The sequence below is a fragment of the Mesorhizobium montanum genome (genome assembly GCF_033977145.1).
In the GTDB taxonomy this organism is placed as follows: Bacteria; Pseudomonadota; Alphaproteobacteria; order Rhizobiales; family Rhizobiaceae; genus Mesorhizobium; species Mesorhizobium montanum.
This window is the reverse complement of the sequence record NZ_JAVIJF010000007.1, coordinates 160,135-173,455: the sequence shown is the minus strand read 5'-3', so window position 1 is coordinate 173,455 and position 13,321 is coordinate 160,135. Positions and strand designations below refer to the sequence as shown.

The 13,321-nt window shown below is 64.5% G+C and carries 13 protein-coding genes; 4 read left to right on the top strand and 9 right to left on the bottom strand.

The features are described 5' to 3' along the window. Positions 1-26 precede the first annotated feature (26 nt). Complete coding sequence (locus tag RFM68_RS11760; protein WP_320233135.1) at positions 27-1,601, bottom strand: alkaline phosphatase D family protein; 1,575 nt, start codon at positions 1,599-1,601, stop codon at positions 27-29. Between the two features lie 266 nt (positions 1,602-1,867). Continuing rightward, the gene (locus RFM68_RS11755; RefSeq protein ID WP_320233134.1) at positions 1,868-3,145 is read right to left on the bottom strand and encodes an MFS transporter; all 1,278 of its coding nucleotides are present in this window, start codon (positions 3,143-3,145) and stop codon (positions 1,868-1,870) included. A 76-nt stretch (positions 3,146-3,221) separates the two neighbouring features. On the opposite strand from RFM68_RS11755, the gene RFM68_RS11750 reads away from it, so the two are divergent. From RFM68_RS11750 to RFM68_RS11740, 3 genes are all read left to right on the top strand, one after another. Beyond that, on the top strand, positions 3,222-3,830 hold the full coding sequence (locus RFM68_RS11750) for a TetR/AcrR family transcriptional regulator (RefSeq protein ID WP_320233132.1): 609 nt from the start codon (positions 3,222-3,224) through the stop codon (positions 3,828-3,830). Between the two features lie 45 nt (positions 3,831-3,875). Continuing rightward, entirely contained in the window at positions 3,876-4,466 is a 591-nt protein-coding gene (locus RFM68_RS11745; RefSeq protein ID WP_320233256.1) for a hypothetical protein, read from the top strand. Between the two features lie 101 nt (positions 4,467-4,567). Continuing rightward, a complete protein-coding gene (locus RFM68_RS11740) occupies positions 4,568-6,631 on the top strand; it encodes a 3-hydroxyacyl-CoA dehydrogenase NAD-binding domain-containing protein (RefSeq protein ID WP_320233130.1) in 2,064 nt (687 codons plus the stop codon). A 104-nt stretch (positions 6,632-6,735) separates the two neighbouring features. On the opposite strand, the gene RFM68_RS11735 is transcribed toward RFM68_RS11740, so the two are convergent. After that, positions 6,736-7,770 (bottom strand): aldo/keto reductase, encoded by a 1,035-nt coding sequence (locus RFM68_RS11735; RefSeq protein ID WP_320233128.1) that lies wholly within the window; start codon positions 7,768-7,770, stop codon positions 6,736-6,738. Positions 7,771-7,804: 34 nt separating this feature from the next. After that, positions 7,805-8,992, bottom strand: coding sequence for an MFS transporter (locus tag RFM68_RS11730; protein WP_320233126.1), 1,188 nt, complete (start codon positions 8,990-8,992; stop codon positions 7,805-7,807). A 219-nt stretch (positions 8,993-9,211) separates the two neighbouring features. Between RFM68_RS11730 and RFM68_RS11725 the strand changes: the two genes are divergently transcribed. Next, entirely contained in the window at positions 9,212-10,117 is a 906-nt protein-coding gene (locus RFM68_RS11725; protein WP_320233124.1) for a LysR family transcriptional regulator, read from the top strand. 60 nt (positions 10,118-10,177) lie between these two features. Here RFM68_RS11725 and RFM68_RS11720 read toward each other — a convergent pair whose 3' ends face one another. The 5 genes from RFM68_RS11720 to RFM68_RS11700 all read right to left on the bottom strand — a co-directional run bounded on the left by RFM68_RS11720 (position 10,178) and on the right by RFM68_RS11700 (position 13,296). Continuing rightward, complete coding sequence (locus RFM68_RS11720; protein WP_320233121.1) at positions 10,178-11,227, bottom strand: aldo/keto reductase; 1,050 nt, start codon at positions 11,225-11,227, stop codon at positions 10,178-10,180. 132 nt (positions 11,228-11,359) lie between these two features. Then, positions 11,360-11,764 (bottom strand): hypothetical protein, encoded by a 405-nt coding sequence (locus RFM68_RS11715; RefSeq protein WP_320233120.1) that lies wholly within the window; start codon positions 11,762-11,764, stop codon positions 11,360-11,362. A 122-nt stretch (positions 11,765-11,886) separates the two neighbouring features. Continuing rightward, positions 11,887-12,294: a type II toxin-antitoxin system VapC family toxin gene (locus RFM68_RS11710; protein ID WP_320233119.1), complete on the bottom strand. Its 408-nt coding sequence runs from the start codon at positions 12,292-12,294 to the stop codon at positions 11,887-11,889. Beyond that, complete coding sequence (locus RFM68_RS11705; protein WP_320233117.1) at positions 12,294-12,548, bottom strand: type II toxin-antitoxin system Phd/YefM family antitoxin; 255 nt, start codon at positions 12,546-12,548, stop codon at positions 12,294-12,296. Before RFM68_RS11705 ends, RFM68_RS11710 begins: the two co-directional genes overlap by 1 nt. A gap of 85 nt (positions 12,549-12,633) precedes the next feature. After that, on the bottom strand, positions 12,634-13,296 hold the full coding sequence (locus RFM68_RS11700) for a YggS family pyridoxal phosphate-dependent enzyme (RefSeq protein ID WP_320233115.1): 663 nt from the start codon (positions 13,294-13,296) through the stop codon (positions 12,634-12,636). Positions 13,297-13,321: the final 25 nt, after the last annotated feature.

Below are 13,321 nucleotides of genomic sequence, written 5' to 3'. Positions count from 1 at the left end.
GCGGTCGCCATTCTGCAGCAACAGCCTTACGCCGACCGAACCGGATCGAGCGTGACCTTGTAGAGCTCGTTGTCGTCGCGATCCATCAGCCGCACGGTGAGCTGCTCGGTGGCGCCGGAAATATCGACCAGCCCGAAGAACTGCAGGCCCGCCGACGGCGGCAGGTTCTGGCCTTGCTCGGCGGTCGGCGCCTTGATGAACTTCAGCTCCGGTCCAAAGGTCATGTCGAGGTCGTTGGGGCCGAAAGTCCCGGCGTGGATCGGGCCGGAGACGAATTCCCAGAACGGGTTGAAATCCTGGAACTGCGCCTTGTCGGGGTTGTAGTAATGCGCCGCCGTATAGTGCACGTCCGCGGTCAGCCACACCGTGTTGGTGATGCCGGCGTTCTTGATGAAACGCAGCACATCGGCGAATTCGAGCTCGCGGCCCTTCGGCGCGCCATTGTCGTTGTTGCTGACGGCCTCGAAGCCAACCTTCTTCGCCGCGTCGTCCCAGACGACGAGGCTGAGCGGCATGTCGGCGGCGATGATCTTCCACGTCGCCTTGGAATTGGCCAGTTCGCGCTTCAGCCATTTGGATTGCTCTTCGCCGATCATGCGTGACTTCGGCGTCAGGGTTTCTTCCAGGTCGGGGCCGTTCGGGCCGCGATAGGAACGCATGTCGAGGAAGAACACGTCGAGCAGCGGCCCGTGCGAAATCTTGCGGTAGACGCGGCCCGGCTCCGACGGCTCGTAGCGGATGGTGGTCATTTCATGGAAAGCCCGCGCCGCGCGCGCCGCCAGCACATGGATCGACTTTTCCGTGTAGCGGTTGTCGGCGGTCAGGTCCTTTGAATCCGACCAGTTGTTCAGCACCTCGTGGTCATCCCACTGATAGAAGGTCGGACAGATGGCCGAGAGGCCAAGCACATGCTTGTCCATCATGTTGTACTTCCACTGATCGCGGTACTCGTCCAGCGTCTCGGCGACCTTGCGCTTGCCGTCGAGCATGACGACGTTCTTCCACTTGCCGCCGCCGGGCAGGTCGACCTCGTCCTTCATGGCGCCGTCCGCATAGATCGTGTCGCCGGAATGCAGGAAGAAGTCCGGCGTGTGCCTGGCGATGGTGGAATAGGTCTTCATGCCGGTCTCGTCGATGCCCCAGCCCTGGCCGGCGGTGTCGCCCGACCAGGCGAAGCGCACATCGCGCTTGGACGACGGCGCGGTGCGGAAACGGCCGACGATCGGCTCGGAGACGGCGTTGATGTCGGAAAGATCGGCCGCGACCATGCGGTAGAAGATGTCCTGGTCGGAAGCGAGGTCGGTGAGCAGCCGCTTCGCCGTGTAATCGCTGGCCGGCGAGGTATCGAGCGGCGCAAGCCTGGTGGCGTTGGCGAAGCTTTCGGTCGTCGACACTTCATACATGACGCGCGCCGGGCGATCGGTGCGGGTCCAGACCATGCCGGAGATGGCGTCGACGTCGCCCGACTGGACGCCGTGCGTGAACGCGGGGCGCTGATTGGCGCGGGAATAGTAAGGCAGCGCGAGGCCGGAGGCGCCGACGAGGCCAAAGGCGCTGGCCGAGGTGACGAAAGCGCGGCGGGTAAGGGCAAGCTTGTTCATGGCTGTCTCCGGATGGCTTTGAACGGGACCGCCAAATTCTCGACTCAATGTTTCAGGCGCATCTCGGAACCATGAAGTTTTGATAACAGTGAACAGGCTGCTCTTTCCTTCTCCCCTTGTGGGAGAAGGTGGATCGGCGCGCAGCGCCGAGACGGATGAGGGGTGTTCCAGCGGAGTGAGACGCTGGTGTCTTCTGGAACACCCCTCATCCGACCGAGCTTCGCTCGGCCACCTTCTCCCACAAGGGGAGAAGGGAAGGCCGTCGCCTACGCCGCCTGCGGCTCAAACGCTGGCCTGTCGGTGTTGATGAGCAGCGAAATACAGGCCGCGGCGATGCCCGTCATCCCCGCAATCAGGAACGCCAGCTCGTAATTGCCCTGCAGCTCCCGCATGGTGCCGCCGAAAGCGGCGGCCGCCGCGGCGCCGACCTGATGACCGGCGACGATCCAGCCGAAGACGATCGGCCCGCTGCGGTCGCCGAAAGCCTCGTTGGCGAGCCGCAGCGTCGGCGGCACGGTGGCGATCCAGTCGAGACCGTAGAGCACGGCGAAGATGACCAGGCTGGTCGCCGAGAAGCCGGAATAAGGCAGGTAGATCAGCGATAGGCCGCGCACCGCGTAGTAGACGCCGAGCAGCTTGCGCGGATCGAAACGGTCGGTGAGCCAGCCGGACAGCGTGGTGCCGATCAGGTCGAATATGCCCATCATCGACAGCAGTCCGGCGGCCTGCACCTCGCCGATGCCCATGTCGCCGCAGAAGGCGATGAGATGCGTGCCGACGAGACCGTTGGTGGTGAAGCCGCAGACGAAGAAAGTGGCGAACAGGTACCAGAACACCCTGGTACCCGCCGCGCGGCGCAGCGTGTTCAGCGTATGCGCGAGGAAGTTGCCCTGCGAGGCAGGCGATACCGGCGGCACGTCGTCGGCATCGGCGCCGTAGCGCACCTGGCCGATGGAAGCCGGGCGCTCGGGCACCAGCAGCAAGACGAACGGTATCAGGGCCGCCGTTGCGACCGCCACGGCGATCGCAACCGGCTTCCAGCCGCCGCTCTGCGCCAGCGAGGCGATGAGCGGCAGGAACACCAGCATGCCGGTAGCGCTGGAGGCCGACATCAGGCCCATCATCAGCCCGCGATTGGTCTTGAACCAGCGATTGACGATCGTAGCACCGAGCACGCTTGCCACCGCGCCCGAGCCGATGCCGGAAAACACGCCCCAGGTAAGGAAAAGGTGCCAGGGCTCAGTCATGAACAGGCTGAGCGCGGTCGATCCCGACATCACCAGCAGCGCGCCAAGCAGCGTGCGGCGCATGCCGATACGCTCCATCAGCGCCGCGGCGAACGGCCCGGTCAGTCCGTAGAGCAGGATGCCGACACTGGCGGCCCAGGAGGTCACGTCGCGGTGCCAGCCAAAACTCTCTTCCAGCGGAACCATCATAACCGAGGGTGCCGAGCGAAGCCCGGCCGCGATCAGCAGGCAGAAGAAAATGACGGCAACGACGACGAAAGCGTAGCGCTGGCCAAACGGACGAGACTGGGCTATCATGTTACTGACCGGTACGTTGCAATGAGGTGATGCTACATACGTACCGGTCAGTAACATTGTCAAGCGAGTTGTTTGCATGCCATCGGACAATAAAATTGAAGTGTCGTTGAGCGAGGTCCCGGCCCCAAAGGCAGCGGACAAGATCCTGGACGTCGCACGCGACCTTTTTTACCGCGAGGGCATAAGGGCGATCGGCGTCGACGAGATCGTCAGGCGCGCCGGCGTCACCAAGCCGAGCCTCTACCGCAGCTTCCCGTCCAAGGACGAGCTGGCTGCCTCTTATCTGCGAAAATATGACCTGGAATTCTGGGAACGGTTCGACGAGGCCGTCGATGCGCATCCGGGCAATCCGCGCGCGCAGATCATCGCTTTCCTGACCCGTGTCGGCAAACGCACGCAGAAGCGCGACTACCGCGGTTGCGGCATGACCAACGCGGCGGTGGAATATCCCGAGCACGGCCATCCCGCGCGGGTGGTGAGCGAGAACAACAAGCAGGAACTGCGCCGGCGCCTGCGCGCCATGGCAGCCGCGATGGGCGCGAGCGATGCCGATACGCTCGGCGACGGGCTGCTGCTTCTCATCGAAGGCGCCTATATCAGCGGTCAGCTTTTCGGACTGGGTGGACCGGCGGCGGTCGTCGCGCGCAACGCCGACCTGCTCATCGAAGCCAGCTTGAAGAAATAACAATTGGCGGTACGCTTTCGGCAGCTCGAAACGGAGTTGTCAGTGATGCGCGCTCTTCTGATCCCGCTTGCCCTAGCCGGCTTCTGCCAGGCGGCCCAGGCGGGCGACATCTCCAGCGCCTACACCGATCTCGACTGGAAGAAGGACTGCGTGACCTATGCGCAGGCTGCCGAAGGCGACGGCGATTGGGCAAGCCTCGTCTGCTCCGGCTACCGCGGCTATCCGGTGCTGATCGGCTACGATGATGCGCGTGAATCCGTCTATTACGGCTTTCCGTCCGATGACATGACCGCCGTCTGGGAGAGCTTTTCCGCCTTCAACGGCTCCGGCCCCAAGGTCGAGTGGCGCATCGAGACCACCGGCGACGTCGCCGTCCCTTTCGCCGCCATTCACCGCCGCTCGGTCAGCAACCCGCAGGACGAGAAGAAGTCGATCGAGGTGCTGGTGATCGCCAAGGTCGCGCAGCCGGAGGAGCATCAGGGCTGCACGATCGGCCTGGTTTTAGCCACCGGCAACGCGCAGGCCAACGACCAGGCGCGCAAGCTCGCCGACGACAAGGCAAAAGCCTTCACCTGCGGCAAGGACAAGCGCGAAGTGATCGGCGACGTGCCTCCCTTCGGCCGGGTCGACAATTAACGGGCGTCGCCAACCATTAGGCCAACGCCGGATCGGGTTCCCATACGCCGGCAGGCCTAGTAAACCCTAGCCCGATCGCAGCCGGTCTCGGGAGGTTCCGCTTGTCTAGTTCTATCGCCGTCGCAAACGAGAACGGCGTCGCGGTGGTCACGATCGACAACCCGCCGGTCAATGCGCTGAGTTTTCACGTCCGCAAACCGCTCCATGAGGCGCTCGCCACGCTGCGCGACGATCCCGCCGCGATCGCGATCGTCATCGCCTGTGCCGGACGCACTTTCGTCGCCGGCGCCGACATCACCGAATTCGGCAAGCCTGTCGAGCAGCCGGAGCTGCGCGCCATCATCGCCTTGCTGGAAACCATTGCCAAACCGACCGTCGCGGCCATCCACGGCACGGCGCTCGGCGGCGGCCTGGAGCTGGCGCTCGGTTGTCATTTCCGTGTCGCCTATCAAGGCGCCAAGCTCGGCCTGCCGGAAGTGAAGCTCGGCCTGCTGCCGGGCGGCGGCGGCACGGTGCGCCTGCCGCGCCTGGTGGGCGCCGCGAAAGCGCTCGGCATGATCGTTTCCGGAACGCCGATTTCGGCCGGCGAGGCGAAGGCGGTCGGTCTTGCCGACGCGGTTGTCGACGGGGATCTGTTGCCGCGGGCTATTCGTTTCGCCAGCGAAATGGCTGGTCAGGGCGGCCCGTTCGTGCCGCTGCGAGAGCGCAATGACCGCCTTGCCGGGACCGATCTTGCCGCCTTCGACGCCCAGGCGGCAGAGCTGGCCAGGAAAGCGCGCGGACTGGAAGCGCCGCTTGCCTGCGCCGAGGCGGTGCGCAATGCGATCACCTTGCCGTTCGACGAGGCGCTTGCGGCCGAGCGGCAACTCTTCCTGAAACTCGTTTCCGGCGACCAGTCGCGCGCACAACGGCATCTGTTCTTCGCCGAACGCGAGGCGGCGAAAATTCCGGGCAAGGATCTGCAGAAGCGCCGGATAGAACGCGTCGGCATCATCGGCGCCGGCACGATGGGCGGCGGCATCGCCATGGCTTTTGCCAATGGCGGCTTGCCGGTGACCTTGCTGGAGACAAGCGAGGAGGCGCTGCGGCGCGGGCTGGCGACGATCGAGAAAAACTATGCCGTCTCGGTCAGCCGCGGCTCGCTGAGCGAAGAGGCCAGGCACCAGCGGCTCGGCCTGTTCAAGGGCAGCACCGACTATGCCGATCTCGCCGATTGCGATTTGATTATCGAGGCCGTGTTCGAGGACATGGCGGTCAAGAAAGAAGTGTTCGGCAAGCTCGACGCCGTCGCCAGGCCCGGTGCCATCCTCGCCACCAACACCTCCTATCTCGACGTCGACGAAATCGCCGCCTCGACCTCGCGGCCGCGGGATGTGCTCGGCATGCATTTCTTTTCGCCGGCAAACGTCATGAAGCTGCTGGAGATCGTGCGCGCCGAAAAGACGGCGCCCGAGGCGCTTGCAACGATCACCGATCTCGCCCGGCGCATCGGTAAGGTGGCGGTCGTCGTCGGCGTCTGCCACGGCTTCGTCGGCAACCGCATGCTGTCGGCGCGTGGTGCGGAAAACGAAGCGCTCTTGCTCGAGGGCGCGACACCCGCCCAGGTCGACACGGCGTTTTCCGATTTCGGCTGGCCGATGGGCCCCTTCCAGATGGGCGACCTCGCCGGCCTCGACATCGGCTGGCGCAACCGCAAAGCGCGCGGACAGACGGCGGTGATTGCCGATACGCTCTGCGAGCAGGGCCGCTTCGGCCAGAAGACCGGGCGCGGCTGGTATCGCTATGAGGGCGGCTCGCGCGAGCCGGTTGCGGACCCGGAGGTCGAGGAACTGATCCGCGCCAAGGCGGCGGAACTTGGGATCGCCCGGCGCGAAATCGGCGCCGACGAGATCATCGAGCGCACGCTCTATCCACTGGTCAACGAAGGCGCGAAAATCGTCGCGGAGGGCATCGCCGCGCGGGCGTCCGATATCGATGTCGTCTGGGTCAACGGCTACGGCTTCCCGATCGGCAAGGGCGGGCCGATGTTCTGGGCCGGGCTCGAAGGCGCCGGCAAGATCGTTGAACGGCTGGAGTTTTGGCACGGGCGCACAGGTCGCGCGATTTTCGGGCCGGCGCCAGTGCTGAGAAGGTTTGCCGAGACGGGATCGTGGGAAGCCCTGTGAACGAATAAGGGCTGAACGTCGCGATCCTTCACACCCCTGCCGGCCATCTCCCCCCTTAAGGGAGGAGATTGAGCTCTCTCCTTACGGCTTTCGCCAATCTCCAATCACACCGCCGGCGGATTCAGCCGGGCGAAACCTTCCTGGCGCCGATAGGGGAAATACGGATAGGGTGCGGTGACCTCGCTTGCCGCGTCGAGTTTCTTCATCTGCTCCGACGTCAAGCTCCAGCCGACGGCGCCGAGGTTCTGCCGCAACTGCTCCTCGTTGCGGGCGCCGATGATCACCGACGACACGGTCGGCCGCTGCAAGAGCCAGTTGATGGCGATTTGCGGCACGGTCTTGTCGGTCTCGGCCGCAACCGCTTCCAGCGCATCGACCACGTTAAAGAGATGCTCGTCCTCGACCGGCGGGCCGAAATCAGCGGTGTCATGCAGCCGGCTCTTCTCCGGCAAGGGTTGTCCGCGACGGATCTTGCCGGTCAGCCGGCCCCAGCCGAGCGGGCTCCAGACCAGCGCGCCGACGCCCTGGTCGATACCGAGCGGCATCAGCTCCCACTCATAGTCGCGGCCGACCAGCGAGTAATAGACCTGATGCGCGACGTAGCGCGGGTAGCCGTGCCTGTCGGCCAGGCCGAGCGACTTCATCACCTGCCAGCCGGAGAAGTTGGAGACGCCGACATAGCGCAGCTTGCCGGAGCGCACGAGGTGGTCAAGCGTCGACAGCACTTCCTCGATCGGCGTCGAGGCGTCGAAGGCGTGAAGTTGCAGCAGGTCGATATAGTCGGTGCCGAGGCGCTTCAGCGCCGCGTCGATAGAGCGGATCAGGCGCGACCGCGACGAGCCCCAGTCGGCCGGGCCGTCGCCCATCGGTAGGGACGTCTTGGTCGAGATCAGCACCGCGTCGCGGCGGCCCTTGATCGCCTCGCCAAGCACTTCCTCGGAAGCGCCGTTCGAATAGACATCGGCGGTGTCGAAGAGGTTGACGCCTGCCTCCAGGCAGATGTCGACAAGGCGGCGCGCTTCCTGCGCGTCGCTGTTGCCCCAGTGGCTGAACAGCGGGCCGGAGCCGCCGAAGGTTCCGGCGCCGAAGGAAAGTGCAGGCACTTTCAGACCGGAAGCGCCGAGACGTCGATATTCCATCTTTTTTCTCCTGATTAGTCGAAAGGATCGGCAATCAGCACTGCGCCGGCGCGGCTGCGCCGATCGCCCGGCCACGTTCGAGACGCAGCGCCATGAGCACGACGCCGAGCGCGGCGAGCGGCACCAGGCCGGCAACGAAGGTGACGGCGCCGAGGCCGGGCCCGTGATCGATGACGAAGCCGCCGAGCCAGGCGCCGATGGCGTTGCCGAGATTGAAGGCGGCGATGTTGAAGGAGGAAGCCAGGCCCTGGCCGGCGCCCTCGGCCTTCTCCAGCACCCACATCTGCAGCGGCGCGACGGTGGCGAAGGCGGCGGCGCCGAGCAGGCCGACGGCGACGATCGCGGCGATGGGCTGATGGATTGCCGCGGTCATGACGAACAGCACCGCCGAGAGCGCGACCAGCGTGCCGACGACCGTCGGCACCAGATGGCGGTCGGCCAGGCGTCCGCCAAGCAGGTTGCCGGCGACCAGCCCGCCGCCGAAGACAAGCAGGATCGGCGACACCGACGCTTCGGAAAAGCCGCTGACGCGGGTGAGGATCGGCGCCAGATAGGTGAAGGCGGCAAAGACGCCGACCCAGCTCAGCACGGTGGTGAGAAGGCCGAGCAGCACAGGCCGGCGGCCGAGCACGGCGAGCGTGCCCTCGGAGTTCGCCTCCACGTCCACCGCGGCCGGCTCGTCGCGCGGCACCAGCAGCGCGATCACGGCAAAGGCGACGACGCCGACCAGCGTGACGGCGAGAAAGGTCGAGCGCCAGCCATAAGCCTGACCGAGCCAGGTGCCGAACGGCACGCCGAGGATGTTGGCGACGGTGAGGCCGGTGAACATCAGCGCGATCGCCGAGGCCTTCCGGTTGGGCGCGACCAGCCCGGTGGCGACGACCGATCCGACACCGAAGAAGGAGGCGTGGGCGAAGGCGGTGAGCACGCGCGCCGCCATCAGCGTCCAGTAGTCGGGCGCCAGCGCACAGGCGAGATTGCCGATGGTGAAGACCACCATCAGGGCAAGCAGCAAAGTCTTGCGCGGCAGACGACCGGTCAATGCGCCAAGCAGCGGTGCGCCGACGACGACGCCCAGCGCATAGCCGGAAATGAGCAGGCCCGCCGCCGAGATCGAGACGCCGAGATCGGCGCTGACATCGAGCAGCAGGCCCATGATGACGAATTCGGTGACGCCGATACCGAAGGCGCCGGCGGTGAGGGCATAAAGAGCAAGAGGCATGGCGATGGTCCGTTTGATCTGGAGAGGACGCTTCGGTCCCGCGCCCCCAGATCAGGACGACGCTTCGTCGAGCATCGCCCTGATCTGATTCTTTGTCGATGCATGATCCCGAAAACCGGTTTCCACTTTTCGGGATCATGCATCGACCGGAAGATCGTGATCCGCCAAGCTGTGAACCAGCCTTGCATCAGGCATATTGTCTGTGAAATAGATTCACGGATGGCGAGACCCGAAATCAATCGCTCCGGCGAGATCGAAGTGTTCGTCCGCGTGGTCGAGGCGGGCAGCTTCTCGGCCGCGGCGCGGGCGTTTCGCATGACGCCGTCGGCGGTGAGCAAGCTGATCGCACGACTGGAGGCGCGGCTTGGCGCCCGGCTCATCAGCCGCTCGACACGCCGGCTGCAACTGACGCCCGAGGGGGCGGCCTTCCACGACAGCGGCATGCGGATCCTCGCCGATCTCGACGCGGCCGAGCGTGAGGCAGCGGCGGGCGCGGCGCCGCGCGGCAGGCTGAGGGTCAACTCCTATGTGCCGTTCGGCCAGCACCGCCTGATGCCGCTGTTGCCGCGCTTCCTCGAACGCTATCCGGAAATCTCCGTCGAGGCGGTGCTGACCGACAGCGTCATCGACCTGATGGAGGAGCGCGCCGACGTTGCGATCCGCGCCGGCCCGCTGCGCGAATCACGCCTGGTAGCGCGCAAGCTCGGCCAGAGCCGGATGGTGGTCGTCGCCGCGCCCGCTTATCTCGAAGCACGCGGCGTGCCGCGGACGCCTGCCGAATTGACCAGTCATAACCTGCTCGCCTTCGGCTTCGTGCGGCATATCGACGGCGTGCCATTCCTGGACGCAAAAGGCGCGCCGGTCATGGTTCCGATCGCCGGCAACGCGATCTTGAGCGACGGCGAAGCTATGCGGCTGACGACATTGGCGGGAGCGGGCATCGCACGGCTGGCACGCTGGCACGTCGAGCCCGACATCGCCACTGGGCGGCTCGTGCAGTTGCTGGAAGCGTTCAATCCCGGCGACGAGGAGCAGACGCACGCCGTCTATGTCGGCCAGGGCAAGCATCTGCCGGCGCGGGTGCGGGCCTTTCTCGACTTTCTCGCGGAAACCGTTCGTCTTTGAAAAGGGAAAGCCGCGCGTCCAAGGACACGCGGCTCCCGAAAAAGCCGGCTTATTGATGGATCACGCCTTCGGCACGAACGGCGCCGGCCGCCGGCCGGCGCCTTGCCGCTCCAGCATCCAGCCGGGATATTCGGCAGGCAGCGCGCTCACCTCATCGAGCCTGGCGAGGTCGTCGGCGTCGAGCTTCAAACCAGTCGCGGCAAGGTTCTGCTCAAGCTGGTCCATGCGGCTGGCGCCGATGATGACGCTCATCACGAATGGCTTGGCCAGCACGTAGCCCAGCGCCACCGTGGCGACGCTGACATCGTGCTTCCTGGCGATCTCGCGCATGATCGCGACCGCCGCCCAGGCGCGGTCTTCGTTCACCGGCGGAAAGTTGAAAGAGGCACGGCGGCCCTCGCCATTGCCGGGAGCGCCTGGGCCGTATTTGCCGGAGAGCAGGCCGCCGGCCATCGGCGACCACACCATCAGGCCAAGCTTATCTTCATTGATGAGCGGCACGATCTCACGCTCGAGATCGCGGCCGGCGATCGAGTAATAGGACTGAATGGTCTCGAAGCGGGCAAAGCCTTTGCGATCGGCAATGCCCAGCGCCTTGGCTATGCGCCAGGCCTGCCAGTTGGAGACGCCGACATAGCGTACCTTGCCGCTGACGACGAGATCGTCGAGCGCGCGCAGCGTCTCGTCGATCGGCGTCACCGTGTCGGTGCCGTGCAATTGGTAAAGGTCGATATGTTCGAGCTGCAGCCGCTCCAGGCTGCCGTCGACCGAATCCATGATGTGGCCGCGCGAGGAGCCGCGCTCGTTTGGCCCGCTGCCCATGGCGCCATGCACCTTGGTGGCGATGATAATGTCCGAACGCTTGATGCCGAGATCCTTGAGCGACTGGCCGAGCAACTGCTCGGACTGGCCGACCGAATAGACATCGGCCGTGTCGAAGAAATTGACGCCGGCGGCGATCGAGCGGCTTACGATCTCGTTCACGCCTTTCTGGTCAAGGCTGGCGATGAGGCCCCATTGGGCATTCTCGCCGGCGGCGCCGAAGGTCATTGTGCCGAGGCAGAGTTCGGAAACGAACAGGCCGGTGTTGCCGAGTTGATTATAGCGCATGGTGAGCTTCCCCGGGAGAAGGATTGAAATGGCACAGGGGAAATAGGAACGGTCCGTTTCGTTTCAAGCGCTGGCTCAACGATATCGTCCTGCAGGCGGGCCGGTAACGAGATCGTGACGATTGCCGGGGGCTCAGCCTTCCACCAGGGCAAGGATCGCGAATGCCGTCATGCCGAGGGCCACTGCGGCAAGCGGCAGCAGGATTTCGATCGTCGCAGTGCTGGCCTTCACCGGACGCTCGCCGGCATCGAATTCGCCTGCCAACCAGTCGGCGAGGGCTTTGCTCCTGCCAGGAGCGCTAATTCGGTGATGACGCCAGACACGGCCGGCGATGGCCGGCAAAGCCACCGACATCACGATGAATCCCGTCACGACGAACAGCAGATAGTCGTCAGAGCCGCTGCCGGCGAAGCCGATCCAGGCCGAAAGCGCGTAACAGGCTGCAAGTCCTATCATGGCGAAATAGACCCATCGGTGCAGTCCGCGGGAGACCCGGCGGTCGTGCATGGTCTGCTGGTCGTGGCGTGTGGTGGTCATGGGAGCCTCCTTGGCGTTGAAAGGAGCCACTTGCTTCCTGCGCACGCAGCTAACGTGGTGGTGCGACGCGACAATGCGGTGGTATGACGCGCTCGCCTTTGCCGCCAGCGATGCGGCGAGCCTCAGGATGAGCTTTCCCACGGATTGAAGATCGTAACACCGGTGTCTTCGAAATCGGCAACGTTGCGTGTCACCAAGATGAGATCATGGACGAGGGCCGTAGCGGCAATCAGACCATCCGCGTCGCCGCGCGTGCGCAGGGCTGAGATACGGCCCCATTCAGCCGCTGTTTTCTCGTCGATATCGAGAATTCGATTCCCGTAGCTGTGGCGCAAGCCATGAAACCACGTCGCAAGATGGTTTGCCGCGTCCAAATCGTTTCGCCGCTTCATTTCGATTCCGCGGGCGATTTCGCCGAGTGTAATTACGCTCAGAAAGAAAGACTGCCTGTCCTGCCGGACCAGCCAATCCGCCACTGAAGCTTTGTGCTTTCGAGCGGCCGAGACGACATTTGTGTCCAAAAGAAACATCAAAGGTCAACGTCTCTGCCGGGACCTTTGGAGCGGCGATTAACCTCCTCAGCGAATTCGTCGTCCCATTCAGGGCCAGACAGAAGATACTCTACCAACGAAGGCTTGGATCCAACCAGCCTTTCATATTCTTCAGCGGCCAGGACAACAGCGGCGGGCTTTCCGCGCAGGGTGATGATCTGCGGCCCTTTCTCGCGCGCCTGTTGAACCAGCTTCGAAAGATTGTTTTTTGCGTCCTGCAGATGCCAGTTCATTGGAACCACCTAGCTAGCTTGGCTAGGTATATAGGTGGCGCCAGGGATTAGCAACAAAGGTGCTTTTGGAGCGGCAGTGTGGATGTCAGCGGCTGCCGAAGATCGCCGAGCCAACCCTTACGCTGGTCGCGCCGAAGGCGATCGCCATCTCGTAATCGCCGGACATGCCCATCGACAGTTTTTCGAGGCTGGCCTCGCGGGCGATCTTTTCCAGCAGCGCGAAATGCGGGCCTGGATTCTCTTCGGCCGGCGGGATGCACATCAGCCCTTCGATGGCGAGGCCGTGCACGCCGCGGCAGCGTTCGACGAAGGCGACCGCTTCGCGCGGTTCGATGCCGGCCTTCTGCGGCTCGGAGCCGGTGTTGACCTGGACATAGAGTTTTGGCGACCGGCCCTGCCTGGCGATCTCCTTGGCGAGCTCGGCGGCGATCTTCTCGCGGTCGACAGTCTCGATGACATCGAACAGCGCGACGGCTTCCTTGGCCTTGTTGGACTGCAGCGGTCCGATCAGGTGCAGCTCGATATCGGGAAATGCTTCCCTCAGCGCCGGCCATTTGCCTTGCGCTTCCTGCACGCGGTTCTCGCCGAAGACCCGCTGGCCGGTCTCGATGACCGGGCGGATATCCTCAGCCGCGAAGGTCTTCGACACCGCGACCAACGTGACGGCGCCCGGCTTGCGCCTTGCCTCGCGTTCGGCACTCGCGATCTTCGCTTCGACCGCGTGAAGCTGCTCAACCGCGCTCGTCATGCCTTATATCCTGCCTATGTTTTCA

Excerpts from the sequence above, each read along its gene's own strand:
- RFM68_RS11715 (WP_320233120.1), bottom strand. The coding sequence starts at position 11,764 with ATGACCACCACACGCCACGACCAGCAGACCATGCACGACCGCCGGGTC.
- RFM68_RS11730 (WP_320233126.1), bottom strand. The coding sequence starts at position 8,992 with ATGCCTCTTGCTCTTTATGCCCTCACCGCCGGCGCCTTCGGTATCGGC.
- RFM68_RS11725 (WP_320233124.1), top strand. The coding sequence starts at position 9,212 with ATGGCGAGACCCGAAATCAATCGCTCCGGCGAGATCGAAGTGTTCGTC.
- RFM68_RS11705 (WP_320233117.1), bottom strand. The coding sequence starts at position 12,548 with ATGAACTGGCATCTGCAGGACGCAAAAAACAATCTTTCGAAGCTGGTT.
- RFM68_RS11700 (WP_320233115.1), bottom strand. The coding sequence starts at position 13,296 with ATGACGAGCGCGGTTGAGCAGCTTCACGCGGTCGAAGCGAAGATCGCG.
- RFM68_RS11745 (WP_320233256.1), top strand. The coding sequence starts at position 3,876 with ATGCGCGCTCTTCTGATCCCGCTTGCCCTAGCCGGCTTCTGCCAGGCG.
- RFM68_RS11710 (WP_320233119.1), bottom strand. The coding sequence starts at position 12,294 with ATGTTTCTTTTGGACACAAATGTCGTCTCGGCCGCTCGAAAGCACAAA.
- RFM68_RS11750 (WP_320233132.1), top strand. The coding sequence starts at position 3,222 with ATGCCATCGGACAATAAAATTGAAGTGTCGTTGAGCGAGGTCCCGGCC.
- RFM68_RS11720 (WP_320233121.1), bottom strand. The coding sequence starts at position 11,227 with ATGCGCTATAATCAACTCGGCAACACCGGCCTGTTCGTTTCCGAACTC.
- RFM68_RS11735 (WP_320233128.1), bottom strand. The coding sequence starts at position 7,770 with ATGGAATATCGACGTCTCGGCGCTTCCGGTCTGAAAGTGCCTGCACTT.
- RFM68_RS11755 (WP_320233134.1), bottom strand. The coding sequence starts at position 3,145 with ATGATAGCCCAGTCTCGTCCGTTTGGCCAGCGCTACGCTTTCGTCGTC.
- RFM68_RS11760 (WP_320233135.1), bottom strand. The coding sequence starts at position 1,601 with ATGAACAAGCTTGCCCTTACCCGCCGCGCTTTCGTCACCTCGGCCAGC.